The 25410-nt window shown below is 70.9% G+C and carries 27 protein-coding genes and 1 tRNA gene; 26 read left to right on the top strand and 2 right to left on the bottom strand.

The window, feature by feature from the left end; all coding sequences use genetic code 11:
• Positions 1-223 precede the first annotated feature (223 nt).
• From P9K36_RS22225 to phnE (P9K36_RS22190), 8 genes are all read left to right on the top strand, one after another.
• Positions 224-3421 carry an autotransporter domain-containing protein gene (locus P9K36_RS22225; RefSeq protein WP_278306004.1) on the top strand — a complete coding sequence of 1066 codons (3198 nt, stop codon included), beginning with the start codon at positions 224-226 and terminating at the stop codon, positions 3419-3421.
• Positions 3422-3512: 91 nt separating this feature from the next.
• Positions 3513-4661 carry a glycosyltransferase gene (locus tag P9K36_RS22220; protein ID WP_278306003.1) on the top strand — a complete coding sequence of 383 codons (1149 nt, stop codon included), beginning with the start codon at positions 3513-3515 and terminating at the stop codon, positions 4659-4661.
• 27 nt (positions 4662-4688) lie between these two features.
• The gene (locus tag P9K36_RS22215) at positions 4689-5375 is read left to right on the top strand and encodes a DUF1045 domain-containing protein (RefSeq protein ID WP_278306002.1); all 687 of its coding nucleotides are present in this window, start codon (positions 4689-4691) and stop codon (positions 5373-5375) included.
• Complete coding sequence (locus P9K36_RS22210) at positions 5368-5988, top strand: chloramphenicol acetyltransferase (protein ID WP_182593174.1); 621 nt, start codon at positions 5368-5370, stop codon at positions 5986-5988. Before P9K36_RS22215 ends, P9K36_RS22210 begins: the two co-directional genes overlap by 8 nt.
• 112 nt (positions 5989-6100) lie before the next feature.
• The gene (phnC, locus tag P9K36_RS22205) at positions 6101-6949 is read left to right on the top strand and encodes a phosphonate ABC transporter ATP-binding protein (protein WP_043387936.1); all 849 of its coding nucleotides are present in this window, start codon (positions 6101-6103) and stop codon (positions 6947-6949) included.
• Between the two features lie 97 nt (positions 6950-7046).
• Positions 7047-7976 (top strand): phosphonate ABC transporter substrate-binding protein, encoded by a 930-nt coding sequence (phnD, locus tag P9K36_RS22200; protein ID WP_182593172.1) that lies wholly within the window; start codon positions 7047-7049, stop codon positions 7974-7976.
• A gap of 16 nt (positions 7977-7992) precedes the next feature.
• On the top strand, positions 7993-8874 hold the full coding sequence (gene phnE / locus P9K36_RS22195; RefSeq protein WP_043355022.1) for a phosphonate ABC transporter, permease protein PhnE: 882 nt from the start codon (positions 7993-7995) through the stop codon (positions 8872-8874).
• Positions 8871-9737, top strand: a complete 867-nt coding sequence (gene phnE / locus P9K36_RS22190) for a phosphonate ABC transporter, permease protein PhnE (protein ID WP_075380846.1) — start codon at positions 8871-8873, stop codon at positions 9735-9737. The genes phnE (P9K36_RS22195) and phnE (P9K36_RS22190) overlap by 4 nt, the downstream gene beginning before the upstream one ends.
• 13 nt (positions 9738-9750) lie before the next feature.
• Here the strand turns inward: phnE (P9K36_RS22190) and phnF are convergent, their stop codons facing one another.
• A complete protein-coding gene (phnF, locus tag P9K36_RS22185; protein ID WP_043387929.1) occupies positions 9751-10494 on the bottom strand; it encodes a phosphonate metabolism transcriptional regulator PhnF in 744 nt (247 codons plus the stop codon).
• 79 nt (positions 10495-10573) lie between these two features.
• Between phnF and phnG the strand changes: the two genes are divergently transcribed.
• From phnG to phnN, 8 genes are all read left to right on the top strand, one after another.
• Positions 10574-11044 (top strand): phosphonate C-P lyase system protein PhnG, encoded by a 471-nt coding sequence (phnG, locus tag P9K36_RS22180; protein WP_179697191.1) that lies wholly within the window; start codon positions 10574-10576, stop codon positions 11042-11044.
• Between the two features lie 2 nt (positions 11045-11046).
• Positions 11047-11634: a phosphonate C-P lyase system protein PhnH gene (phnH, locus tag P9K36_RS22175; RefSeq protein WP_274926746.1), complete on the top strand. Its 588-nt coding sequence runs from the start codon at positions 11047-11049 to the stop codon at positions 11632-11634.
• A 3-nt stretch (positions 11635-11637) separates the two neighbouring features.
• A complete protein-coding gene (locus tag P9K36_RS22170; protein WP_043387925.1) occupies positions 11638-12744 on the top strand; it encodes a carbon-phosphorus lyase complex subunit PhnI in 1107 nt (368 codons plus the stop codon).
• A gap of 188 nt (positions 12745-12932) precedes the next feature.
• Positions 12933-13724, top strand: a complete 792-nt coding sequence (locus P9K36_RS22165; protein ID WP_278307321.1) for an alpha-D-ribose 1-methylphosphonate 5-phosphate C-P-lyase PhnJ — start codon at positions 12933-12935, stop codon at positions 13722-13724.
• Positions 13721-14494, top strand: coding sequence for a phosphonate C-P lyase system protein PhnK (phnK, locus tag P9K36_RS22160; RefSeq protein WP_278306001.1), 774 nt, complete (start codon positions 13721-13723; stop codon positions 14492-14494). The genes P9K36_RS22165 and phnK overlap by 4 nt, the downstream gene beginning before the upstream one ends.
• Positions 14491-15198, top strand: a complete 708-nt coding sequence (gene phnL, locus P9K36_RS22155) for a phosphonate C-P lyase system protein PhnL (RefSeq protein WP_043387921.1) — start codon at positions 14491-14493, stop codon at positions 15196-15198. The genes phnK and phnL overlap by 4 nt, the downstream gene beginning before the upstream one ends.
• A gap of 10 nt (positions 15199-15208) precedes the next feature.
• On the top strand, positions 15209-16345 hold the full coding sequence (locus P9K36_RS22150; RefSeq protein ID WP_043351241.1) for an alpha-D-ribose 1-methylphosphonate 5-triphosphate diphosphatase: 1137 nt from the start codon (positions 15209-15211) through the stop codon (positions 16343-16345).
• The gene (phnN, locus tag P9K36_RS22145) at positions 16345-16875 is read left to right on the top strand and encodes a phosphonate metabolism protein/1,5-bisphosphokinase (PRPP-forming) PhnN (protein WP_278306000.1); all 531 of its coding nucleotides are present in this window, start codon (positions 16345-16347) and stop codon (positions 16873-16875) included. Before P9K36_RS22150 ends, phnN begins: the two co-directional genes overlap by 1 nt.
• Before the next feature lie 147 nt (positions 16876-17022).
• On the opposite strand, the gene P9K36_RS22140 is transcribed toward phnN, so the two are convergent.
• Positions 17023-17886 (bottom strand): porin, encoded by an 864-nt coding sequence (locus P9K36_RS22140; protein WP_043351243.1) that lies wholly within the window; start codon positions 17884-17886, stop codon positions 17023-17025.
• 309 nt (positions 17887-18195) lie between these two features.
• On the opposite strand from P9K36_RS22140, the gene tuf reads away from it, so the two are divergent.
• The 10 genes from tuf to P9K36_RS22090 all read left to right on the top strand — a co-directional run bounded on the left by tuf (position 18196) and on the right by P9K36_RS22090 (position 25205).
• Positions 18196-19386, top strand: a complete 1191-nt coding sequence (gene tuf / locus P9K36_RS22135) for an elongation factor Tu (RefSeq protein ID WP_043348276.1) — start codon at positions 18196-18198, stop codon at positions 19384-19386.
• A 203-nt stretch (positions 19387-19589) separates the two neighbouring features.
• Positions 19590-19952, top strand: a complete 363-nt coding sequence (locus P9K36_RS22130) for a hypothetical protein (RefSeq protein WP_278305998.1) — start codon at positions 19590-19592, stop codon at positions 19950-19952.
• Between the two features lie 3 nt (positions 19953-19955).
• Entirely contained in the window at positions 19956-20480 is a 525-nt protein-coding gene (locus tag P9K36_RS22125; RefSeq protein WP_278305997.1) for a hypothetical protein, read from the top strand.
• A 64-nt stretch (positions 20481-20544) separates the two neighbouring features.
• Positions 20545-20621, top strand: a tRNA-Trp gene (locus tag P9K36_RS22120).
• Between the two features lie 182 nt (positions 20622-20803).
• Complete coding sequence (gene secE / locus P9K36_RS22115; RefSeq protein ID WP_043348282.1) at positions 20804-21100, top strand: preprotein translocase subunit SecE; 297 nt, start codon at positions 20804-20806, stop codon at positions 21098-21100.
• 73 nt (positions 21101-21173) lie between these two features.
• On the top strand, positions 21174-21707 hold the full coding sequence (gene nusG, locus P9K36_RS22110; RefSeq protein WP_012320778.1) for a transcription termination/antitermination protein NusG: 534 nt from the start codon (positions 21174-21176) through the stop codon (positions 21705-21707).
• A gap of 217 nt (positions 21708-21924) precedes the next feature.
• Positions 21925-22374, top strand: coding sequence for a 50S ribosomal protein L11 (gene rplK / locus P9K36_RS22105; protein ID WP_043348285.1), 450 nt, complete (start codon positions 21925-21927; stop codon positions 22372-22374).
• A gap of 11 nt (positions 22375-22385) precedes the next feature.
• Positions 22386-23084 carry a 50S ribosomal protein L1 gene (gene rplA / locus P9K36_RS22100; protein ID WP_043348287.1) on the top strand — a complete coding sequence of 233 codons (699 nt, stop codon included), beginning with the start codon at positions 22386-22388 and terminating at the stop codon, positions 23082-23084.
• 67 nt (positions 23085-23151) lie between these two features.
• Complete coding sequence (locus tag P9K36_RS22095; protein WP_278305996.1) at positions 23152-23322, top strand: hypothetical protein; 171 nt, start codon at positions 23152-23154, stop codon at positions 23320-23322.
• Positions 23323-23561: 239 nt separating this feature from the next.
• Positions 23562-25205: a B12-binding domain-containing radical SAM protein gene (locus P9K36_RS22090; RefSeq protein ID WP_043348289.1), complete on the top strand. Its 1644-nt coding sequence runs from the start codon at positions 23562-23564 to the stop codon at positions 25203-25205.
• Positions 25206-25410: the final 205 nt, after the last annotated feature.

Here is a 25410-nt window from a genome sequence, read left to right as displayed (position 1 = left end):
GACGGCCATCGCCCCGATCCTCATGTCATGACGGCACGCGCTGCAAGGTTAAGACGAAGATGAGTCATGATATGATTTGCGCCGGCAAAGTTTTGATCCTGTTGCTGGCAGGATACAAATGTAATCTTTTAGATTTGTGACTGGATTATGACGAAGGCGAGCGCGTAGAGTTCGCTAAATCTCCGGCTCGCAGGCTGAATCGCCGCGCGCTTTGGGGGTTGGCATGACATTTCGATATGGCGTCTCGATCGTGGCGTTGGCGGTCGCTGCCTTCGGACCGGGCGCGCAGGCACAGACGGCCAACACGACCGCTTCGGACGTCAATGTCCTCAATCTGCTGGCGCCGTACCTGACGCTCAACACGACGGCGACCGGTCAGCAGACGCTGCAGCTCAACCTGGCGCAGTCGATCGCGATCAACAACGCCGCGGGGCTCGCCCAGCAGCAGCTCGCGATCAGCGACAAGAACCTGCTGGGCTCGGCGCGCAACGACCTGTCCTCGGCCGGGCTCGGGACATACGGCGTGGCTGCAAATCTCGCGGGCGGCCTGCCGGCCCAGACGCCGATCAACGGCATCGTTCCGCAGCAGCTCGTCGGCGGCCTGGGTGCCCAGCTCGGCCCGATCTACCAGCGCGGGGTCGAGCAGGGCGCGAGCGGACCCCTGGGCAGCGTGGTCAATCTGCTGGCCGGTGCCTACGGTTTCACAGGCAACAACCTGGGCGTCGCCAAGAACTACTATGCCAACGGCGCGGCCAACAATCCGAGCGTGACCCCGGCCAACTACGTGGCGGTGCCGGCCGTGGCGCCGGCGGGCTACAGCCTGCCCACCGCCAACGGGCTGCCGAACACGACCAACAGCGTCTACGACCTCGCCTACGGCGTGACCAACACGCAAGCCGGCCAGGATGTCTACGGTTCCTCGCGGCCCGTCCAGGCGGCGCCGGCCCGGTTCAACACCTTCGACCCGACCGCGCTCAACGGCATCGCCACGAACCCGTCCTTTCCGAGCGGGCACACCACCTACGCGTTCACCGACGGCATCCTGCTCGCGATGCTGGTGCCGCAGCAATACCAGAGCATGCTGGCCCGGGCGGCCGACTACGCCAACAGCCGCATCGTCCTGGGCGTGCACTACCCCCTGGACATCATCGGCGGACGGGCGCTCGCCACCTACGACCTCGCCCAGGCCTTCACCAACCCGGCCTATATCAACAACGCCGCGGTGACTGGCACGGCGATCAACCTGCCCGCCCAGTTCGTGGCGGCCCAGAGCCAGCTGCAGGCCTACCTCGCCGCCCAGTGCGGCAACACCGTCGCCGCCTGCGCGGGCAGCGCCGCCAACGCGGCCGGGAATCCCTACGTTCCGTCGGCCGGCAACCAGGCTGCCTACCAGCAACGCCTCACCTACGGCCTGCCGACCCTCAGCTTCGCCCAGGCGCCCCGCGAGGCCGCTCCCGCCGGCGGGCCGGACGCCTCGATCCTGCTCGCGCCGCTCTACGGCGGATCGACCGCCGCCGCGCGGACCCTCGCGCCCACCGGCGGCCTCTACGGCCAGCTCGCCACCAGCACGATCAACCAGATCCTGGTCAACACCGAGACCAACGCGCTGTCCGCCTTCTACGGCAGCCCCCTCAGCTACTGGAGCCGCCTCGACCTCTATGCGGCCGCCGGGTATTTCGGGAACGTCACCGGCACCCTGCGCATGGACGCCACCGACCGCCTCGGCATCGATGTCGGCATCGGACAGGGCGGCGCGCTCTATGCCAACGGCACCATCGCGGGGACTGTCTTCGTGGGCGCCGGCGGCCTGCTCGGCGGCTCCGGCAAGGTGGGCGGGATCGGCGCGCTCTCGGGGGGCACGGTGGCGCCCGGCAACTCCATCGGCACGCTCACCGTCGCCGGCAATGCCGCCTTCGCGGCCGGCTCGACCTACCGGGTCGAGGCCAACGCCGCCGGACAGGCCGACCGCATCGCCGCCACCGGCAGCGCCACCCTGTCGGGCGGCACCGTCCAGGTGCTGGCCGCCTCGGGCGCCTACAACCCGCGCACCACCTACACGATCCTCTCCGCCGCCGGCGGCGTCTCGGGCCAGTTCGCCGGCGTGACCGCGAACCTCGCCTTCCTCAGCCCGGGCCTGCGCTACCGGACCGACGCGGTCGACCTGACCCTCACCCGCAACGACGTGCCGTTCGCCGCGTCAGCCACCAGCCGCAACGGCATGGCGGCGGCCAACGCCGTCCAGGCGGCCGGCCCGGGCCGGCTCTTCGACGCGGCGGTCGCCTTCACCACGGCCGAGGCCGGCAACGCCTTCCGGGCGCTGGCGGGCGACATCCACGCCGGCACCGTGTCCACCGCCTACGAGACCGCGTTCTTCGTGCGCGAGGCGGTGCTCGACCGCCTGCGCTGGGGCAGCCCCGGCACCGGCCTCGATTACGGCACCCTGCCGGCCGCCTACGCGGCCGACCTGCCGGGGCGCCAGCCGGTGGTGGCGGGCGTGCCGGTGCGGACCCTCGACCCGCAGGTGTTCGGGCTCTGGGGCCAGGGCTTCGGCGCCTTCGGCACGGCCGAGGGCGGCGGCAACGCGTTCAACCTCGACCGGCAGATCGCCGGCTTCGCGGCGGGCGCGGATGTCCGCGTGTCGAACGGGCTGCGCGTCGGCGTGGTCGGCGGCTACACGGAGGCGTATCTCGACAGCGCCGGCCGGTCCGGCGGCACGAGCCGGGCGGAGAGCGCCACGCTCAAGAGCGGCTTCGGCGGCCTGTATGGCGGCTATGAGGTCGGGCCGTTGTCGGTGCGGCTGGGAGCGCTCTACGCCGGGACCGACACGCGCACCCGGCGGGCGGTGCTGTACGGGCTGTCGGACACGCTGAGCGGCCATGGCGGCGGCTATACGGTGCAGGGCTTCGGCGAGATCGGCTGGAGGATCGCGCTCGGCCAGCCGGCTCCGGCGGCTCTGGTGTCGAGGGACGGCGTCGCGGTGCCGGTGCCGCCGGCGGCCTCCTACGTCGAGCCGTTCGTCGGCGGGGCGTATGTCGGCATCCGGCGGGACGCCTTCGCGGAGACCGGGGGCGCGGCGGCGCTGGCGAGCGTCGCGCGGGACTACGATCTGGGCGCGGCGACCGTGGGGGTGCGGGCGCAGACGGGCCTGGAGCTGGGGCTGGGTCTTCCGGTGACGCTGCGCGGTCTGGTCGGCTACCGGCGGGCGTTCGGCGACGTGGTGCCGACGGCCCTGCTGCGGTTCGGCACGGGCCCGGCCTTCCTGAGCGCGGGCGTGCCGATCGACCGGGCCGCGCTGGTGGCGCAGGTCGGGCTCGATCTGGCGGTGGCGCCGAACGCGAGCCTGGGCGTGGCCTATACCGGCCAGACCGGCGCCCGCGCCCAGGATCAGGCCGTGAAGGGCACCTTCACCCTCCGGTTCTGAACACGCCGGACGACGTCGCCTCTGTCACACGCCTGACGCGGTCCGGCCGCTAGCGGACCGGACCGCTCGCTTCATCGATCGAGGGATCCGCATGCTTGACGCCACGGTGCCGGCCCTGTCCCTCGGCGCGCTTCTGGCCCTCGTCCAGATCGTCAGCATCGGCGTCGCGGGCCGGCGCCTCGGCCGGAGCCACGGGCCGTCGCGGTTTCCGGACGGCGCGCCCGTCTCCGTGGTCCGTCCGCTTCACGGGATCGAGGCTTACAGCGAGGAGATGCTCACCCGGAGCTTCCGCCTCGACTACCCGTCCTACGAGCTGATCTTCTGCGTGGCCGACCCCGGGGACCCGATCGTGCCGATGGTCCGGCGGCTGATCGCGGCCCATCCGCGCGTGCCCGCCCGCCTGATCCTCGGCGACGAGCGCCTCTGCGAGAATCCGAAGCTCAACAATTGCCTGCGGGGCTGGCGGGCCGCCGCCCACGACTGGGTGGTGCTCGCCGATTCCAACGTGGCCATGCCGCCGGACTACCTCCAGCGGCTCCAGGCGGCGTGGCGGGACGATACCGGCCTCGTCTGCTCGACCCCCGCCGGGGCGCGCCCGGGCAGCTTCATGGCCGAGGTGGAATGCGCCTTCCTGAACACCCTGCAGGCCCGCTGGCAATACGCCGCCGAGGCGTTCGGGCTGGGCTTCGCGCAGGGCAAGAGCATGCTGTGGCACAAGCCCTTTCTGGAGGCGCAGGGCGGCCTGCAGGCGCTCGCGGCCGAGATCGCCGAGGACGCGGCCGCCACCAAGCTCGTCCGGGCCGCCGGCAAGCGGGTCCACCTCGTGGCGAGCCCGTTCGAGCAGCCGCTCGGGCCGCGCGGCTTCCAGGAGGTCTGGGCGCGGCAGCTGCGCTGGGCGCGCCTGCGCCGCGTGACCTTCCCGCTGTTCTTCGCTCCCGAGATCGGCAGCGGTGTCCTGTTGCCGGCGCTTCTCATCGCCCTCTGGGCCGGCAGCCTCACGGGCCTCGTCGGCGCTGCCGGCCTCGCCGGCCTGTGCTATGCCGCCGAGCACCGGCTCGCGATCCGCGCGGGCTGGCACCGTTCGCCCCGCCTGCTGGCGGCCTTCCTGGTGCGCGACGCCCTGATCCCGGCGATCTGGCTCGGCGCCTGGATGCAGAGCGCCATCGTGTGGCGGGGCAACGCCATGGACGTGCGCCCCCGGCGGGCCGCCGAGGCGCGTCCCTACGCGCCGACGGCCTGACGGCGGCCGACGATCGGAGGCCGAAAGGTGTCGCGCCGCTACGCTCTCTACTGCCTGCCCGCCCCGGGTTCCCGGCTGGAGGCCTTCGGCCGGTCCGTCCTCGGCACCGACCCCGTCTCGGGGGCGTCGGTCCCGCACCCGGAGGGCTTGAGCGACCTCGCCGCCGTCACGGCGGGGGCCCGGATCTACGGGTTCCACGCCACCCTCAAGGCGCCGCTGCGCCTCGCGGCGGGCACCACGGAGGCGGATCTCGTCGCCGCCACCCGTGACCTCGCGGCCGCGCACCCGCCGGTGGCGGTGGGCCCGCTCCGGGTCGCCGCCCTCGGGCCGTTCCTCGCCCTCGTGCCGGAAGCTCCCCCGCCGGAGCTGGGGCTCTTCGCCGCCGAGTGCGTCGCCGCCCTCGACCCGTTCCGTGCGCCGCTCACCGAGGCCGAGCGCGCCAAGCGCCGCCCGGAGCGCCTCGACCCGCGCGGGCGGGCGCTGCTGGCGCGCTGGGGCTACCCGTACGTGTTCGAGGCCTTCCGCTTCCACATGACCCTGACCGACGCCCTGCCGGAGGCGGAGCGCGAAGCCTGGCACCGGCGCCTGTCCGAGGCCTACGCCGCCGCGGGGCCGGAGCCCCTTGTGATCGACGCCGTGTGCCTCCTGACCCAGGACGGGTCCGGCCCGTTCCGGCTCCTGGCGCGCCTGCCCTTCGGAGAGCCCCGTGGTTGACCGTCCCCTCGGACTCGAACCCGCACGCGATCCCAGCGCCCGGGTCGTGGATTGCCGCCTCGGCCACTACACGGAGGTCGGCGCGCGAACCCGCCTCACCGAGACGATCCTCGACGATTATTCCTACATCGGTCAGGATTGCGAGGTGATCTACACGACCATCGGCAAGTTCTGCTCGATCGCCGCCAGCGTGCGGATCAATCCCGGCAACCACCCGATGGAGCGCGCGTCGCAGGCGCATTTCACCTACCGGGCACGAGCCTACTGGCCGGAGGAGTCCGACGAGCCCGCCTTCTTCGACCGGCGCCGGGCGAGCCCGGTGGCGATCGGCCACGATGTCTGGATCGGCCACGGCGTCGTTGTCCTGCCCGGCCGCACCATCGGCACCGGCGCCGTGGTCGGCGCGGGCGCCATCGTCACCCGCGACGTCGAACCCTACACGATCGTTGTCGGCAATCCCGCCAAACCGGTCCGGCGCCGCTTCCCCGAGGCCATCGCCGAACGTCTGATGCGCCTGGCATGGTGGGACTGGGATCACGAACGGCTGCGCCGGGCGCTTCCGGATTTCCGCGGCCTGCCCATCGAAGCATTCCTCGAACGCTATGAAGTTTAAGCCGGCTATCAAAATGTAAGAATTGCGCCGGCAAACATAATCGATCTGTATTCGTCATCCAATCGTCGTGAAATCGGCGTTTACCTGCGGCCATTCCCCGGCGGATGGTGGCATGCTGGTTATCGAGGATCTCACGCGCCAGTACGGCGACCGGCGCGCCGTCGACGGCGTGTCGCTCCGGATCGAGCCCGGCAGCTTCGTCGGCGTGATCGGCCGGTCGGGCGCCGGCAAGTCGACGCTGCTGCGCCTGATCAACCGGCTGGCGGACCCGAGTTCGGGGCGCATTCTCCACGACGGCCGTGAGGTCACCACCCTGCGGGGCCGCGACCTGCGCGAATGGCGGACCCGCTGCGCCATGATCTTCCAGCAGTTCAACCTCGTCGGCCGCCTCGACGTGATGACCAACGTGCTGATGGGCCGGCTCAGCCACGTGCCGAGCTACCGTTCCCTGCTGCGGCAATGGTCCGCCGAAGACCGGGCCATGGCGCTCGCCGCCCTGGAGAGCTTCGACATGGGCGAGTTCGCCGGCCAGCGCGCCGACGGCCTGTCGGGCGGGCAGCAGCAGCGGGTCGCCATCGCCCGCGCCCTCGTGCAGGAGCCCGAGATCCTGCTCGCCGACGAGCCGGTGGCCTCCCTCGACCCGCGCAACACCCGGCTCGTGATGGACGCGCTGGCCGAGGTGAACCGGCGCTACGGCATCACGGTGCTGTGCAACCTGCATTCCCTCGACCTCGCGCGCGCCTATTGCGACCGCCTCGTGGGACTCGCGGCCGGGCGGGTCGTGTTCGAGGGCGGACCGTTCGACCTCACCGAGGACGTGGCGCGCCGGCTCTACGGCCTGGAGGCCGGCGAGGTGCTGGACGATTCCGCGCAGCGCGAGGCGGAGCAGCGGGCCGCGATGCCCGGCCGGCCCGGTCTCGTGCCGGCGCGGCCGGTCCGCGAGGCCGCCCTCGGCGCCTGATCCGGGCCATCCAAGCCCCAACAACCATTCGGGAAACGCCCGACCGGCCTCCGGCCGGCCGAACTTCCTGCCCTACGCCGTCACGAAGGACGACACGATGATCACCCGACGCACTCTCGCCGGCGCCGCCGCGGCTCTCGCCCTCCTCGGCCTGCCGGCCGCCGCCCAGGACTGGAAGGCCCAGTATCCGGAGCTGACGCTCGGCGTGATCCCGGCCGAGAACGCCTCGGGCACCGCCGACCGCTGGGCGCCGCTCACCGCCTACCTGACCAAGACGCTCGGCGTGCCGGTGAAGCTGCGGGTGGCGAGCGACTACGCCGCCGTGATCGAGGGCCAGCGGGCCGGCAACATCCAGATCGCGTGGTACGGACCGGCCTCCTTCGCGCGGGCCGTGATGACCGGCGTGAAGATCGAGCCGATCGTCAACCAGAAGCACGAGACCGGCGCCTCGGGCTACTATTCGGTGGTCTACGTTCTGGCCTCCAGCCCCTACAAGACCGTCGAGGATCTCAAGGGCAAGAACCTCGCCCTGGTCGATCCGAACTCCACCTCCGGCAACCAGGCGCCGCGCTTCTTCCTGAAGCGGGCCGGCTACGACGTGGAGAAGTTCTTCGGCAAGACCTTCTACGCGGGCAGCCACGAGAACGCCGTGCTGGCGCTCACCCAGGGCACGGCCGACGCCGCCGCCAACCTGTGGAATTCCGAGACCGACACGATGGTCACCCGCATGGCCGCCAAGGGCATGCTCAAGAAGCCAGATGGCACGCCGATGCAGCAATCGGACTTCCGGGTCGTGTTCAAGTCCGACTTCCTGCCGGAGGGGCCCTTCGCCATGCTGACGAGCCTGCCGGACGACCTGAAGGCCAGGATCCGGGACGCCTTCGTGGCCCTGCCGAAGGCCGACAAGGCCGCCTTCGACCGTCTCTCCGACGGCAAGGACCAGGATCTGACGCCGGTGACCCTCAAGGATTATCAGCCGATCATCGACATGCTGCGGTTCAACGACGAGCAGCGCCGGAAGTCCTGATCCGGGCCCGCCCGCCTTGCGCGGTCTGACACCCCTGTCGCCGGAGCGGGAAGCCGCCCTCTCCGGCCTCTACGCGGCGGCGACCGGCGCTGCGCGCCGCCGCACGCTGGCGGGCTTCGCCCTTGTGGCGGCGCTCGCCCTGGTCGCCGGCTTGGTCGCCGAGGTGCGGCCGCTGGTCTTCGCCGAGAACATCGGCAAGTTCACCGCCTACATCCAGCAGATCCTGCCGCCGATCAGCCTCGAGCACCCGCTCGAAGACGTCCGCAGCTGGTACTGGGGCCTGCCCAAATGGCTGGGCCTGCTGGGCGAGACCCTGCTCATGGCCTATCTCGGGACGCTGCTCGGGGGGCTCGCGGGCTTCGCCCTCAGCTTCGTGGCCGCTGCCAACCTCGTGCGGTCGCGCCTGCTGCGCGTCGGCGCCAAGCGCCTCCTGGAATTGTGCCGCACCGTCCCCGAGGTGGTGTTCGCCCTGATCTTCGTGATCGCCTTCGGACTCGGCCCGATGGTGGGCGTGCTCGCCATCGCGATCCACACCACGGGGGCGCTCGGCAAGCTGTTCTCCGAGGTGGTCGAGAACATCGACATGCGGCCCGTCGAGGGCCTGTCGGCCTCGGGCGCCACCTGGGTCCAGACGGTGCGCTTCGCGGTGCTGCCGCAGGTGCTGTCGAACTTCGCCTCCTACGCGCTGCTGCGCTTCGAGATCAACGTGCGCGGGGCCGGGGTGATGGGCTTCGTCGGCGCCGGCGGCATCGGCCAGGAATTCCTCGTGGCGATCCGCAATTTCTACTACGCGGACGTGAGCGCGATCCTCGTGCTGATCATCCTGACCGTGTTCTGCATCGACCTCGCCACCGAGCGGGTCCGTCACCGCCTGATCGGCGCGGAGCAGGCCCGATGAGCCCGCGTCCCGAGGCCCTGCGGGCGGCGGCCCGGGCCGACCTCGCCCGCCTGCGCGCGCGCTACCCCGCGCAGTTCCGCACCGACTGGCCGGGGCGGGCGCGGCTCGCCGCCCTGCTCGCCGTCCTGATCGGGCTCGCGGCGTTCGGCTACTGGCGCCTCGACTTCTCGATGGCGCGGATCCTCCACGGGCTCGGGCGGCTCGGTACCTTCGCGGTGCTGATGCTGCCGCCGTCCCCGGAGGGCCAGTTCTGGACCTTCCTGCACGCGCTGGGCGAGACCCTGGGCATCGCCTTCCTGGGCACGCTGACGGCGGCGGTCTTCGCCTTCCCGGTGGCGTTCCTGGCGGCCCGGAACGTCGTGCCCAACCCCTTCGCGCGGTTCGCCGTCCGCCGCGGCCTCGACGTGATGCGCTCGGTGGACGTGCTGATCTGGGCGCTGATCTGGATCAACGTCGTGGGCCTGGGCCCCTTCGCGGGGGCGCTCGCCATCGCGTGCTCGGATTTTGGGGCGCTCGGAAAGCTGTTCTCCGAGGCGATCGAGACCTGCGACAAGCGTGCCGGCGAGGGCGTCGTCGCCTCGGGCGGCTCGCGCCTGCACCGCATCCGCTTCGGGCTGATCCCCGGGGTCCTGCCGGTGCTGGCGAGCCAGGTCCTGTACTTCTTCGAGTCGAACACCCGGTCGGCGACGATCATCGGCATCGTCGGTGCCGGGGGCATCGGTCAGTACCTCACCGAGTTGATCCGCGTGCTGGAGCTGCAGCAGGTCGCCTTCCTGGTGCTGATGATCCTCGTCACCGTGGCGGCGATCGACTGGGTCTCGACCCGCCTGCGCCGGGCGATCATCGGGCCGGCGGCGCGCTGAGCCGGCGGCCCGATCACCCGCCGATCACCAGCTCCACCCGGTCGGCGGCGAACAGGGTGCGGTTCGCCTGGATCGGCACGCCGGCGGGATCGATGTTGACGCTCGACACCACCAGAACGACCCGCCCCGGGGCGATGTCGAGGCGCTGCGCCTCCGCGGAATCGGCCGGCCGGGCGCGGATGCGCGTCGAGAGCCGGGTATAGTCGTGCAGGCCGCAGGCCGCGAAAGCCCGGGTGATCGAGCCGCGCTCGGCATAGGCCTCGGCGAAGCCCGCGAAGCGCGGCAGCGGCAGCCAGGTCAGCGCCGTCGAGAGCGGGGCGTCATCCGCCCGGTGGACCGTCAGCAGCTCCAGGATCGGCGCGCCGGGGGCGAGGGCCAGGGCTGCCGCCTGCTCGGGCCCGGCCGGGACCGTAGTCGAGGCGACGAGGTCGCCCCAGGCCTCGCGTCCGGCCCCGGCGACGATCTCGGAGAACCGCGTGCGCGGCCCGATCGGGTAGGCGAGGGGTGCCTCCTCCACGAAGGTGCCCCGGCCCTGGCTGGCGCGCACGAGCCCGCCCTCGGCGAGCGCCGCGAGGGCACGTCGCACGGTGTGCCGGTTCACGGCGAAGCGCGCCGCCAGGGCGGCCTCGGCGGGCAGCTGCTGTCCCGGCGGATAGCGCCCCGCCGCGATCTCGGCCGTCAGCGCGTCGGCGATCTGTCGCCACGCCGTCAGACCCTCGCCCCGGACGAGGCCGGGTGCCTGCTCCTGCGCATCCATCCTGTCATCCAAACTTCATTTGTGCGGCGCACGCCAGTTGTCTATACACCTATACAACTGAGCGACGGAGGGATTCGCGATGACGACGAGCCCGAGACATCCGGCATCCGAGGGGGAGATCGGGGCGCGCCAGGCCGTGATGGCGCTCTGTGCCGAGGCGAGCCGCACGGACCTGGAGGCGGCCCTGTCGGTCCTCGACACCCCGGCCGCCGCGGATCTCCGGCCGCCGGAGACGGGGCTCGTGATGGCCTCAGGCCGGATCGGCGGCGACGGGCGCCCGTTCAACCTCGGCGAGGTCAGCGTGACCCGGGCCGCCATCCGCCTCGCGGACGGTCCGGCCGGCTTCGCCTACCATCTCGGCCGCGACCGCACGAAGGCGCGGCTCGCCGCGATCCTCGACGCCCTCTGGCAGGACCCGAACCGGCGCGCCCGGGTCGAGGCCGCCCTGGCGCCCGCCGCCCGGCGGCTCGCGGCGGACCGGCAGCAGGCGGCCCGGCGCACGGCGGCCACCCGGGTCGACTTCCTGACCCTCGCCCGCGGAGACGATTGAGCATGCTCGCCCCCGGCTTCGCCGATCCGGTCCACGACGCGCAGGGCACCTTCCGCGCCGTGATGGACGCCCTCGCCCGCCCCGGGCTCGTCCGGCCGCTCGCCCCGTTCCTCGCGCCGCCCGCGCCGCTCACGCCGGAACTGGCCGCCGTCGCACTGGCGCTCACCGACGCCGACACGCCGGTCTGGCTGGATCCGGCCCTCGCCGAAGCCGCGGACGTCGCGGCCTACCTCCGCTTTCACACCGGCGCGCCGCTCACCGACGATCCGGCCCGGGCCGCCTTCGCGCTGGTCCGCGAGTCTCGGCGCTGCCCGCCGCTGGGCCGGTTCGCCCTCGGCACGCCGGCCTACCCCGACACCTCCACCACCCTGGTGCTCGCCCTCGACACGATCACGGACGGGCAGGGGCTGAGCCTCTCCGGCCCGGGCGTCCGGGGCACGGTCCGGGTCGCGCCGGGACCTCTGCCGGACGGCTTCGCGGCGCAGCTCGCCGAGAACCGCGCCGACTTTCCGCTGGGCGTCGACCTGATCCTCACCGCGCCCGGCCGCGTGGCCGGTCTGCCGCGCTCCACGACGGTCACGGAGGCCTGACCCATGTACGTGGCCGTAAAGGGCGGCGAGGCCGCCATCGACAACGCCCATCGGCTCCTCGCCGAGGCCCGCCGGGGCGACCCCGCCGTTCCGGAACTCTCCGTGGCGCAGATCCGCGAGCAGATGGCGCTGCTCGTCGACCGGGTGATGACCGAGGGCTCGCTCTACGATCCGGACCTCGCGGCCCTGGCGCTCAAGCAGGCGCGCGGCGACGTGGTCGAGGCGGTGTTCCTGGTCCGCGCCTACCGGACCACGCTGCCCCGCTTCGGTGCCTCCGCGCCGGTCGACACCGGCACCATGGCGGTCGAGCGCCGGGTCTCCGCGACCTTCAAGGACCTGCCCGGCGGGCAGGTGCTCGGGCCGACCTTCGACTACACCCACCGGCTCGTCGACTTCGCGCTCGCGGCGGATACCGCCTCCGAGCCCGCCGCCGAGGCCGAGCCGCGCGCCGATGCCGGAACCTGCCCGCGGGTCACCGACCTGCTGGCCCAGGACGGGCTGATCGAGGCCTCGCCGCCGGACGACGGCGCCCCCGTGGGCGACCTCACCCGCGAGCCCGTGGATTACCCCGCCGACCGGGCCCTGCGCCTCCAGGCGCTCGCCCGGGGCGACGAGGGCTTCGTGCTCGGCCTCGCCTACTCGACGCAGCGCGGCTACGGCCGTACCCACCCGTTCGTCGGCGAGATCCGGGTCGGCGCGGTGGCGGTGGAGTTCGTGCCCGAGGAGCTGGGCTTCGCGGTCCCGCTCGGCCGGGTGCGGCTCACCGAGTGCCAGATGGTCAACCAGTTCAAGGGCTCGGGCGCGGCCGCGCCCCAGTTCACCCGCGGCTACGGGCTGAGCTTCGGGCAGAGCGAGCGCAAGGCCATGGCAATGGCCCTGGTGGACCGGGCGCTGCGCGCGGAGGAGCTCGGCGAGCCGGTGGCGAGCCCCGCCCAGGACCAGGAATTCGTGCTGGCCCATTGCGACAGCCTCCAGGCGACGGGCTTCGTCGAGCACCTGAAGCTCCCCCACTACGTCGACTTCCAGGCCGAGCTGGAGCTGGTCCGGCGCCTGCGCGCCGAGTTCGAGCGCAAGACCGAGACCGTCGAGATGCAGGAGGCCGCCGAATGAGCGCGACAGGGATGTCCCCCTTCCTTGGTGGCTCCGCTTCCCGGGAGCTTCCGGGCCGCGCGCCGGATGACGCGCAGGTTCCCTCTCCCGAACGGGAGAGTGGGCTCGTCGCGTCCGTCCTCGACGCGGCAGGAAACGCGCGCGGCTCCGGCTACAACTTCGCCTATCTCGACGAGGGCACGAAGCGGATGATCCGCCGCGCCATCCTCAAGGCCATCGCGGTGCCGGGCTACCAGGTGCCCTTCGCCTCCCGCGAGATGCCGATGCCCTACGGCTGGGGCACCGGCGGCGTGCAGGTCACGGCGGCGATCCTCGGGCAATCGGACGTGCTCAAGGTCATCGACCAGGGGGCCGACGACACCACCAACGCGGTCTCGATCCGCCGCTTCTTCGCCAAGACCTCCGGGGTGGCCACCACCACCCGCACGACGGAGGCGACGGTGATCCAGACCCGCCACCGCATCCCCGAGACGCCGCTCACCGAGGGGCAGATTCTGGTCTATCAGGTGCCGATCCCCGAGCCCCTGCGCTTTCTCGAGCCCCGCGAGACCGAGACGCGCCAGCTCCACGCGCTGGCCGAGTACGGCGCCATGCACGTCAAGCTCTACGAGGACATCAGCCGCCACGGGCACATCGCCACCACCTACGCGTACCCGGTGGAGGTCGCCGGCCGCTACGTGATGGACCCGTCGCCGACGCCGAAATTCGACAATCCCAAGATGGACGACTGCCCGGCGCTCCAGCTCTTCGGCGCGGGCCGCGAGCGGCGGATCTACGCGGTGCCCCCCTACACGCGGGTGCGCAGCCTCGATTTCGAGGATTACCCGTTCCGCGTGCAGGAATTCACGCAGCCCTGCGCCCTGTGCGGCGCCCGCGGCCACTACCTCGACGAGGTGGTCACCGACGATTCCGGAGGCCGGATGTTCATCTGCTCCGACACCGACATCTGCGAGACCCGTGTCGCGGAGGCGGCCCGATGAGCGCGCCGCTCCTCTCCGCCCACGGCCTGACCAAGGCCTACGGCAACCGGCTCGCCTGCGCGGGCATCGACCTCGACATCACCGAGGGCGAGGTGCTGGCCATCGTGGGCGAGTCCGGCTCGGGCAAGTCGACGCTCCTGTCGCTGCTCGCCGGCGAGCTGGCGCCCGATTCGGGTGAGGTCCGCTACCGGATGCGCGATGGGCAGACCCGCAGCCTCGCCGATCTCGGACCCGCCGCGCTGCGCCGGCTGATGCGCACCGACTGGGGCTTCGTCCGGCAGGACGCCCGCAAGGGCCTGCGCATGGCGGTCTCGGCCGGCGGCAATGTCGGCGAGCGGCTGATGGGCATGGGCGAGCGCCATTACGGCCGGATCCGCGGCCAGGCGCTGGACTGGCTCGGCCGGGTCGAGATCGAGGCCGGCCGGGTGGACGACCCGCCCAGCCAGTTCTCCGGCGGCATGCGCCAGCGCCTCCAGATCGCCCGCAACCTCGTCACCGGGCCGCGCCTCGTGCTGATGGACGAGCCGACCTCCGGCCTCGACGTCTCGGTCCAGGCCCGGCTCCTCGACCTGATCCGGCGCCTCTCGGCCGAACTCGGCCTCGCGGTGATCATCGTGACCCACGACCTCGCGGTGGCGCGGCTGCTCTCGCACCGGATCGCCGTGATGCGGGCCGGCCGGGTGATCGAGACCGGCCTTACCGACCGGGTGCTCGACGATCCCGAGCACGCCTACACCCAGCTCCTCGTCGCCTCGGTGCTCGCCGCATGACTGCGCTTCTGACCTTCCAGGACGTCGCCAAGAGCTTCACCCTGCACCTGCGCGGCGGGATCGTCCTGCCGGTGGTGGGCGGCGTGAGCCTCGTGGTCGAGCCCGGCGAGTGCGTGGTGCTCGGCGGCCCCTCGGGGGCGGGCAAGTCCTCGCTCCTGAAGATGGCCTACGGCAATTACCGCTGCGATGCCGGCGCCATCCGGGTCCGCGACGGCGAGGCGGTGGTGGACGTCGTCCGGGCCGATCCGCGAGTGGTCTGGGCGCTGCGGGCGCGGGTCATCGCCTACGTGTCGCAGTTCCTGCGGGTGATCCCGCGGGTCCCGGCCCTCGACGTGGTCGAGGCCGCCGGCCGCGAGGGCGGGTTGTCCGAAGAGGCGGCCCGCGCCCGGGCCAAGGACCTCCTCGCCCGGCTCAACCTGCCCGAGCGGCTCTGGGGCCTGCCGCCCGCGACCTTCTCGGGAGGCGAGCAGCAGCGGGTCAACATCGCCCGGGGCCTGATCGCCGACCGGCCGCTCCTGCTCCTCGACGAGCCGACCGCCTCCCTGGACGCGCAGAACCGCGCCGTGGTGGCCGACCTCGTGCGCGAGAAGCTGAAGGCCGGCGCCGGCGTGCTCGGCATCTTCCACGACAGCGAGATGCGCGACGCTGTGGCGACCCGGGTGGTCGATGTCACCCGCTTCGCGCCGCAAGCCCGGGCAGCCTGAGGAATTCACGATGGACGACTTCATCCTCGAGAACGCGACCCTGGTCCTGCCCGACCGGGTGCAGCGCGGCTGGCTCGCCGTCTCCGACGGGGCGATCATCGAGATCGGCGAGGGCCGGGCGCCCGCGCGCGGCCTCGATTGCGGCGGCGATTACCTGATCCCCGGGCTGATCGAGCTGCACACCGACCATCTGGAGAGCCACTACGCGCCGCGCCCCAAGGTCCGCTGGCATCCGCTCGGCGCGGTGCTCGCCTACGACGCGCAGATCACCGCCTCGGGCATCACCACGGTGTTCGATTCGCTCCGCGCCGGCAGCGACCCGGACGGCAGCGGCCTCGGCTCCGAGCTGGAGCAGCTCGCCGGCGCCATCGCCGCCGCGCGGGCCGGCGACCTGTTCCGGGCCGAGCACTTCACGCATCTGCGCTGCGAATTGCCCTCCACGGATGTGCTCGACACGGTGGCGACCTTCACGGCCCGCTACCCGGTGGGGCTGATCTCGCTCATGGACCACACCCCCGGCCAGCGGCAGTTCCGCGACATGGAGAAGTACTACACCTACGCCACGCGCGGCGGCCGTCCCATGGAGGAGATCCGCGCCAACACCGAGCGCAAGATCCGCGACGGTCGGTCGCTGAATGCGAAGAACCGGCCGGCCCTGGTCCAGTTCGCCCGCGAGATGGGGATCCCGCTGGCGAGCCACGACGACACCACCCTGGCGGATGTCGACCTCGCGGTCGGCGAAGGCGTGCGGCTGGCCGAGTTTCCCACCACCCTGGAGGCGGCCGAGGCCGCGCACCGCCAGGGCATCACCGTGATGATGGGCGCGCCGAACCTGATCCGCGGCGGCTCGCATTCCGGCAACGTCGCCGCCCTGGCGCTGGCCGAGGCCGGGCACCTCGACATCCTCTCGTCGGACTACGTGCCGGCGAGCCTCTTGATGGCGGCCTTCCTGCTGCCCGAGCAGGCACCGTCGATAACGCTGCCCGAGGCGCTGGCCACCGTCACGGCGAATCCCGCCCGCGCCACCGGGCTCACCGACCGAGGCGCCCTGGCGCCCGGGCTGCGGGCCGATCTCGTGCGCGTGCAGCGGGCCGAGGGCGTGCCGGTCGTCCGCGAGGTCTGGCGCGCCGGCCGGCGGGTCGCCTGATGCCGGGCTGCCTCGTCCTCGTGGTCGGCCCGAGCGGCGCCGGCAAGGACACGCTGATCCGGCTGGCCCGGGCGGCCCTCGCGGACGATCCGCGCTACGTCTTCCCGCGGCGTCTCGTGACCCGGCCACCCTCGGCGGACGAGGACAACGACGAGATCGACGAGGCTGCCTTCGCGGATGGCTGCGCGGCCGGCCGCTTCACCTTGAGCTGGCGCGCCCATGGCCTCGGCTACGCCCTCCCGGCGGAGGCTGGAAGGCGCGCCGCCGACGGTCAGGTTGTGATCTGCAACGTCTCGCGCCGCGTCGTCGCGGAGGCACGAAGGACCTGCCCGCGGGTGAGCGTCGTCGAAGTCACCGCGCCGCCCGAGATCCTGGCGCAGCGTATCGCCGCCCGGGGCCGGCCGCAGGACGGCGACCTCGCCGTGCGTCTCGCCCGGGAGGGCGACGTCGTCGCGGATCTGACGATCCTCAACACCGGCTCCCCGGGCGACGCCGCGTCGCAACTCGTCGCGCATCTGCGCGCCTGCTGACGGGACATCTTCGTCCCACGCCGGGTGCGACGGCCGGGTCGCGGCGGCTGATGCCCCGATCGCGCTGGAGCAACGAAAAAGGGCGGGTGCCGATATCGGCACCCGCCTATGTTGGTCTCGGCCGGAGAAGTCCCGGCGCCGTCGGTCTCAGAGGCCGCCGAACTTGTAGTTGAAGCCGGCGCGAACGATGCTGCCCTCGGTGCGGAAGCGCGAGATGTACGCGCCGTTGCCGACACCCGGGACCGCGCCGACGAGCACGTTCTGGCTGCCGAGGTCGTAGTGCAGGTATTCGGCCTTCACCGTGATGGCGTCGTACTTGATGCCGATGTAGCGGCCGAGCGCGAAGGTGTTCAGGAAGCTGTCGGTGGGCAGGGCGAACTCGATGCCGCCGCCGTAGGCGTAGCCGACCTTGAAGTCGTCGTAGCGGCCGGCGAACTGCAGGCGGCCGCCCGGGGTGTAGAAGTTGGCGTCGTGGAACACGTTGCCGTAGGCGAGGCCGCCCATCCCGTAGACCAGGACGCGGTCGAAGGCGTAGCCGACGCGGCCCGTGAGGGTGCCGAGCCAGTCGAGGCTCTGGCGGAACTGGCTGATGTTCGGCGGGCCGCCGGCGACGTTACCGGTGCCGAGGACGACGCGGTTCTTGGTGATGTCGGTCCAGTCGATGCTGTTGGCGAGACCGACGACGATGCCGGAGCCCGGCGTGAACTGGTAGTTGTAGCCGGCGGTGCCGCCGATGTTGGCGAAGCCGTCCTGCGTGGTCGAGGTCAGGAAGGGACGGCGGCCGAGGGCCACATTGGTGGCGTTGCCCGGCTGGACGCCGACCGTGGTGATGCGCTCACGATCCGTGAAGGTGTAGGCGGACTCGAGACCGGCGTAGAAGCCCGTCCAGGTGAAGACCGGCACCGGCGTGAAGACCGGCGGCGGCGCGGCCCGGCGCGGCAGGTCGGCGGCCGAAGCGGCCGTCGTGACCAGCGCCGTCGCGGCGGTGGCGAGGAGGAACTTCTTCATCATGGCGGGGGGTCCGAGGTGATGCGTTGTTGTCCCCACTTAAGCTCGGCCGCACGGATCCCGCTATGCCCGCGAAGCCACACTGTGGCGCGAAAGCGGCGTGGATACTGCCTGTGATTGATGTTTCGGCGTTCAAGACTCATGGCCGCGGCTTGACAGCAGAGCCGGTCGTCGGGCGCCCGCGCGCCGCGGAGCTTGATCCCTGGCGGCCGACCCTCTAAGCGGACCGCGTTTTTCGCCCCTGTCCGAGCTTCGGGGCGGCTGACCAGGATTCGGGGCCCTTGTGTGGTCCCCGCCGCAGGAATGGGAATCATGGGCAAGGAAAAGTTCTCCCGCACCAAGCCGCACTGCAACATTGGCACGATTGGTCACGTTGACCACGGCAAGACGTCGTTGACGGCGGCGATCACGAAGGTTCTGGCGGAGACGGGCGGGGCGACGTTCACGGCCTACGACCAGATCGACAAGGCTCCGGAGGAGAAGGCGCGCGGGATCACGATCTCGACGGCGCACGTGGAGTACGAGACGCAGAACCGTCACTACGCGCACGTGGATTGCCCCGGGCACGCCGACTACGTGAAGAACATGATCACGGGCGCGGCGCAGATGGACGGCGCGATCCTGGTGGTGTCGGCGGCCGACGGCCCGATGCCGCAGACCCGCGAGCACATCCTTCTGGCGCGCCAGGTCGGCGTTCCGGCGCTGGTGGTGTTCCTCAACAAGGTCGACATGGTCGACGACGAGGAGCTCCTGGAGCTGGTCGAGCTGGAGGTGCGCGAGCTCCTGTCGAAGTACGACTTCCCCGGCGACGACATCCCGATCACCAAGGGCTCGGCGCTGATGGCGCTTGAGGACAAGGAGCCGAAGATCGGCAAGGAGGCGGTGCTGGCGCTGATGGCGACGGTGGATGCCTACATCCCGCAGCCGGAGCGCCCGATCGACCTGCCGTTCCTGATGCCGATCGAGGACGTGTTCTCGATCTCGGGCCGCGGCACGGTGGTGACGGGTCGCGTCGAGCGCGGCATCGTCAAGGTCGGCGAGACGGTGGAGATCGTCGGCATCCGCGACACGCAGACCACGACGGTCACGGGCGTGGAGATGTTCCGCAAGCTGCTCGACCAGGGCCAGGCGGGCGACAACGTCGGCGTGCTGCTGCGCGGCACGAAGCGCGAGGACGTGGAGCGCGGCCAGGTCGTGTGCAAGCCGGGTTCGGTGAAGCCGCACGCCAAGTTCAAGGCCGAGGCCTACATCCTGACCAAGGAAGAGGGCGGCCGCCACACGCCGTTCTTCACCAACTACCGGCCGCAGTTCTACTTCCGCACCACCGACGTGACCGGGATCGTGACGCTGCCCGAGGGCACCGAGATGGTGATGCCGGGCGACAACGTGACCATGGACGTGGCGCTGATCGTGCCGGTGGCCATGGAGGAGAAGCTGCGCTTCGCCATCCGCGAGGGCGGCCGCACCGTCGGTGCCGGCGTCGTCGCCGCCATCAACGATTGAGCTCAAGCAGGGCCGGCGCGTCGCGACAGACGATGCGCCGGTCCCGCGCCGTCAGCCGGCGGATGGTCCGTGGTCATCTCTAGACCACGGGGGTGCGTCAGGGCTCAGGCTATCGACTTCGATGTGACTCGCGCCGGCCTCCGTCTTGACGGGGTGCCGGCGTTGTTTTGTCTTGTCTCCGCCTTGTCTTGGGGGAGGCTCGGATGTTCGGAGATTCCGCTCGGTGGGCCGCGCGATTGCTGGCCCTGATCTGTGCCGGCTCCGTGTTCCTGCCGGTCGGCGCGCGGGCAGACAACCTGAGCGACGGCCGCTTTCGCGACGCGGTGATCAAGCAGATCCGGATCCGTCGACCGGACGTGGCGATCGACCTCAATGCCGATCCGGCGCAGCTCGGCATCGGCACCCAGACGCTCGATCTCACCAACCTCCACCAGCATGTCCGCGGCCTCACCGAGGCCGAGCGCCGGCGGGAGGTCGACGAATTCCTCGGCCTCGCCTTCGCCAAGGCCGGCCCTGCGCCGGAGCCGGCGGATTTCGCGGCGATCAAGGGCCGCCTGCGCGTGTAGCTGGTGCCGGATGAGATCCTTCAGCAGAACCCGCAACTCGCGCATCGCCGGTTTTCCGAGACGCTGCACGTCGTCTGCGTGCTCGACGAGTCCAGGCGCCACCAGTACGTCACCCGCGAGATGATCGCCGGCTGGCATGTCGATCCGGCCGTGGTGGAAGCCACGGCGGTGCGGAACCTCGCGGGGGCCTCCAAGGATGAGCCGTTCCAGCTCGTCGTCGCGGACCGCACGCCCGTCGCCGCCCTCGCCAGGGAGGACGACAATTACGCCCTCGCGCGTTTGCTCGTGCCGGACTGGCTCGAGGAGATCCGCAAGGCGCTGAAGGCCGACGGCATCACGCTGACCGGGCCGACCCGCAATCTGCTCATGGCGTGGCCCGCCGACAGCCCTGCGCGGCGCGAGCTGGCCGCAGAGGCCACCACGCAGATGCGCGCCGGCCCCTACGGCCGCAGCGACGAGCTGTTCCGCTTCGACCGGGGCGGACTCCGGCCCCTGACCGCCGCCGAGCGGGCGGATCACGGCCGGTGATGCGCGGCGATCGGCGGCGAACCTCTTGCAAGCCGCGCCGCGATGAGGCATTGGGCGGTGCGCTAGGAGTGTAGCTCAACTGGTCAGAGCGCCGGTCTCCAAAACCGGAGGTTGCGGGTTCGAGTCCCTCCACTCCTGCCAGACATTCAGCCCGATCCCGCGCGGTGGCCCGGTCGACAAGCCGGGGGAGTTGCGCTAGAGCGGGCGCAATCCGAGATCTGAAGCGACCGTCGGTGCGGGCCCATCCAGGTCCTCGGCGCCGACATTCGCATTCCCGGATGCGGTCTCTGCCTCGGGGCCGAACACGCACAGATACTGGCGCCATGGCATCGAACGAAGCGACCAAGAAGGTGGACCTGGTGCGCGGCGCAGCCCGCGGTCCCGCGAATCCGCCGCCGGCCCGGCCGGCGACGCCGAACCGGGCGCCGCAGAAGCGTGCCACGCCGGGCGAGTTCATCGCGCAGGTTCGCGACGAGGCCCGCAAGGTCACGTGGCCGACCCGCCGGGAGACCACGATCACGACGATCATGGTCTTCGTGATGGTCGTGGCCGCGAGCCTGTTCTTCACGGTCGTGGATCAGGCCCTGCGCTTCCTGGTCGGCCTGATTTTGGGCGTCTGAGTCGGAGGCGTACGAGGGCGGCTCGCCGCCGATCGGGGGAGACCCCGCGGACTTGTCGGAGTTGAACGGAACCGTGTCGAAGCGCTGGTACATCGTCCACGCCTACTCGAACTTCGAGAACAAGGTCGCCCAGTCCATCAAGGATCAGGCGGCTCAGCGCGGGCTGACCGAGCTGTTCGACGAGGTGATGGTCCCGACCGAGAAGGTCGTGGAGGTCCGCCGCGGCCGGAAGGTCGATGCCGAGCGTAAGTTCTTCCCCGGCTACGTGCTGGTGAAGTGCGACCTCACCGACGAGGTCTACCACCTCATCAAGAACACCCCGAAGGTCACGGGCTTCCTCGGCGCCGACAAGTCGAAGCCGGTTCCGATCCCCGACGCCGAGGCCGAGCGGATCAAGGGCCAGGTCGCCGAGGGTGTCGACCGGCCGAAGCCCTCGATCTCCTTCGAGATCGGCGAGACCGTCCGGGTCGCCGACGGTCCGTTCGCCAGCTTCAACGGCACCGTCGAGGAAATCGACGACGCCCGCTCCCGCCTCAAGGTGGCCGTGTCGATCTTCGGCCGCGCGACGCCGGTGGAGCTCGAATACGCCCAGGTCGAGAAGGCCTGAGCCTCCTGATTTCGGCGGCCCTGAGGCCGCCGCGTCCTTCCGGCCGTCGCTGTGCGGCGGCCGCGAACTTGCCCCATCCTTCTGAGGCTGGGGCATCATCCGCGGGAGATCCGCCCGGCCTCGCCTCCGGGATCCACGGCTCGCACCGCGACCTGCAACCGTCCGACCCGCCGCGCTTCAGGCCGCGTGGGGGCGGATTCTCATTGGGAGCAGTCCCATGGCGAAGAAGATCACGGGCTACGTGAAGCTTCAGGTCCCGGCCGGCGCCGCCAACCCGTCGCCGCCGATCGGTCCCGCGCTCGGTCAGCGCGGCCTCAACATCATGGAATTCTGCAAGGCCTTCAACGCGAAGACCGCGCAGATGGAGAAGGGCACCCCGATCCCGGTGATCATCACCGCGTATCAGGATCGGTCCTTCACCTTCGAGATGAAGCAGCCCCCGGTCACCTTCTTCCTGAAGAAGGCAGTCGGCCTGAAGCTCGGCAAGAAGCCGGCCTCCGGTTCCAAGACCCCGGGCAAGGGCCCGACCGTCGGCAAGATCTCCGAGGCGCAGCTGCGCGAGATCGCCGAGAAGAAGATGCCCGACCTCAACTGCGACTCGATCGAGTCGGCCGTTGCCATGATCCGCGGCTCCGCCCGGGCCATGGGCCTCGAAGTGACGGCCTGAGGGAGGATAGCATGGCTAAGGAAGGCAAGCGCATCCGCGCCGCCCGCGAGGGCATCGAGGTCACCAAGCTCTATCCCCTCGACGAGGCGATCAAGCTGGTGAAGGAGCGGGCGACCGCGAAGTTCGACGAGACCGTCGAGGTCTCCATGAACCTCGGCGTCGATCCCCGCCACGCCGACCAGATGGTCCGCGGCGTCTGCAATCTGCCGAACGGCTCCGGCCGGACGGTGCGCGTGGCGGTCTTCGCCCGCGGCGCGAAGGCGGACGACGCCAAGGCCGCTGGTGCCGACATCGTCGGCGCCGAGGACTTGCTGGAGATCGTGCAGAGCGGCAAGATCGAGTTCGATCGCTGCATCGCGACCCCGGACATGATGCCGCTGGTCGGCCGTCTCGGTAAGGTGCTGGGCCCGCGCGGCCTGATGCCGAACCCGAAGGTCGGCACCGTCACCATGGACGTGAAGGGCGCCGTCGCCGGCGCCAAGGGCGGCTCGGTGGAGTTCCGCGTCGAGAAGGCCGGCATCGTCCATGCCGGCGTCGGCAAGGTCTCGTTCGACGCCGACAAGCTCGTCGAGAACATCAAGGCCTTCGCGGACGCCGTCGCCAAGGCGAAGCCCGCGGGCGCCAAGGGCACCTACGTCCAGCGCATCGCCGTCACCTCGACGATGGGCCCGGGCGTGAAGGTCGAGCCGAACACGGTTCTGACCGCCTGAGGCAAGGCATAGCGTCTACGCTGCGGAGCGCCCGGCCGGAAACGGCCGGGCGTTTTCCGTTGCGGGCATGCGGACCGAGCCGCCGTCCCGCCTCGACAGTCTGGCGAGCCGCCGGAACGGCACGCTCGACGCGGGCTCGGCGACCGATCCGGCGCATCGCGTGGGTACCTTGCCGGGTAACGCCCCGGATTACGGCGTGACCATGCTGGTCCCGTCCGAGGCCCGTCGGCGGATCTGATCGGCGGGGCCGAATCGCGGCGATTCTCGTGCTGGATCCCGGATCGCATATCGCTGACGCGCCCTGTGCCCGGGAAGGGCCGGTGAGAAATAAACCCGCACCCCTGTCCCGGACGGGTGAAGCGGATCCTATCCGGTACCCGGCACGCGACAGGCCGCGACAGCGGCGCCGTTCTCCTTCACGCCATTCTTAACGGCAGAGGGGGCGCCAACGCGCGCGGCTGTGCTAGATAGGCCGACATGCGATGCACCCTGACGGTCACCTCCAAGCGACGCATCCTGTGCGTCTTTCCCGCCTACACGCCGTCCTTCGGGACGTTCTCCCACGCCTACCCGCTGATGGGCGGGGTGAAGGCGTTCATGCCGCCGCAGGGGCTGCTGCTGATCGCGGCCTACATGCCGGAGGCGTGGGAATGCAGATTCATCGATGAGAATATCCGCCGCGCGAGCCCGGCCGAGTTCGCCTGGGCCGACGCGGTGTTCGTTTCCGGCATGCACATCCAGGAACCGCAGATCCACGACATCCGCGACCGTGCCCGGGCCGCCGGCAAGGTCACGGTCCTGGGCGGTCCCTCGGTCTCCGGCGCGCCGGAGAAATACGGCGACTTCGACTATCTCCATGTCGGCGAGATCGGCGACGCCACCGACCAGCTCGTCGCACGCCTCGACGCCGATGTCGCGCCCCCGCCCGCCCAGGTGGTGCTGGAGACGAAGGACCGGCTCGCGCTCGCCGACTTCCCGGCCCCGGCCTACGACCACGCACCGCTCAAGCGCTATCTGATCGGCTCGCTGCAATTCTCCTCGGGCTGCCCCTATCGCTGCGAGTTCTGCGACATCCCGCAGCTCTATGGCCGCCAGCCGCGGCTCAAGAGCCCCGAGCAGATGTGCGCCGAGCTCGACGCCATCATCAGCCAGCCCGGCCATCCGGCCGTCGTGTACTTCGTCGACGACAATTTCATCGCCAACCGCAAGGCGACCCGCGAGATGCTGCCGCACCTCGTGGCGTGGCAGAAGAAGAACAACTACCCGCTCCAGTTCGCCTGCGAGGCGACGCTGAACATGGCCAAGCAGCCCGAGATCCTCGAGCTGATGCGGCAGGCGAACTTCATGACGGTGTTCGTCGGCATCGAGACCCCGGAGGCCGAGGCCCTCAAGGGCATCGACAAGACCCACAACGCCGCCGTCCCGATGTACGAGGCGATCGAGACCCTCAATTCCTACGGGCTGGAGGTGACCTCGGGCATTATCCTGGGCCTCGATTCCGACACCGACAAATCCGAGCAGAACCTGATCGACTTCATCGACCGCTCGGCCATTCCCGTGCTGACCATCAACCTGCTCCAGGCCCTGCCCAAGACCCCGCTCTGGGACCGGCTGGAACGCGAGGGCCGGCTCGTCCACGATGCGGCATTGGAATCGAACGTGCTGTTCAAGCGCCCGCACGACACCGTGGTGGGCAGCTGGCGCCGGGCCATCGCGCACGCCTATACGCCGGAGAAGATCTTCGAGCGCTTCAAGCACCAATGCGCGGTGACCTACCCGAACCGCATCACCACGCCGACCGCCGGCAAGCTGACCTTCACCAATCTCCGCCGGGGCCTGATCCTGGGGTTCAACATCATCACCCGGGTCGGGATCTTTTCCGATTACCGCAAGCCGTTCTGGAGTGCGGCCGGCTACGCGCTGAAGCGCGGGCAGATCGAGGCGGTGTTCAACATGGGCTTCGTGGCCCACCACCTGATCCGCTTCACCCGCGAGGCCCTGCGCGGCGAGCACAACGCCTCCTTCTACGCCGCCAAGGCCGCGGAGGCGAAGGCGGCCCGCGACCGGAGCTGGTGGGAATCGGCCCGGCGCAGGCTGGCGCCGGAACGCGAGGCCGCGTGAGGCGGGTTGCCGGTCAGGCCCGGAGATTCCGCAGCAAGTCCTTGCCTGCGGCGGAAAAGTCGCGCTTCAGCCCTTGGCAGGCGGCTTGCTAGGCTCTATACACCGCGCCTCACGCATTTCATCCTCACGGAAGGAGACGGCCGATCGGCCGGTTTCCGCTCGAAATGTCGCCCGGGCAACCGGGTGGCAAAGGCCGGACGGATCC

The sequence above is a fragment of the Methylobacterium sp. 391_Methyba4 genome, assembly GCF_029691625.1.
In the GTDB taxonomy this organism is placed as follows: domain Bacteria; phylum Pseudomonadota; class Alphaproteobacteria; order Rhizobiales; family Beijerinckiaceae; genus Methylobacterium; species Methylobacterium fujisawaense.
Note: the sequence above shows the minus strand (reverse complement) of the source record. Positions and strands in the feature narration are given on the sequence as shown.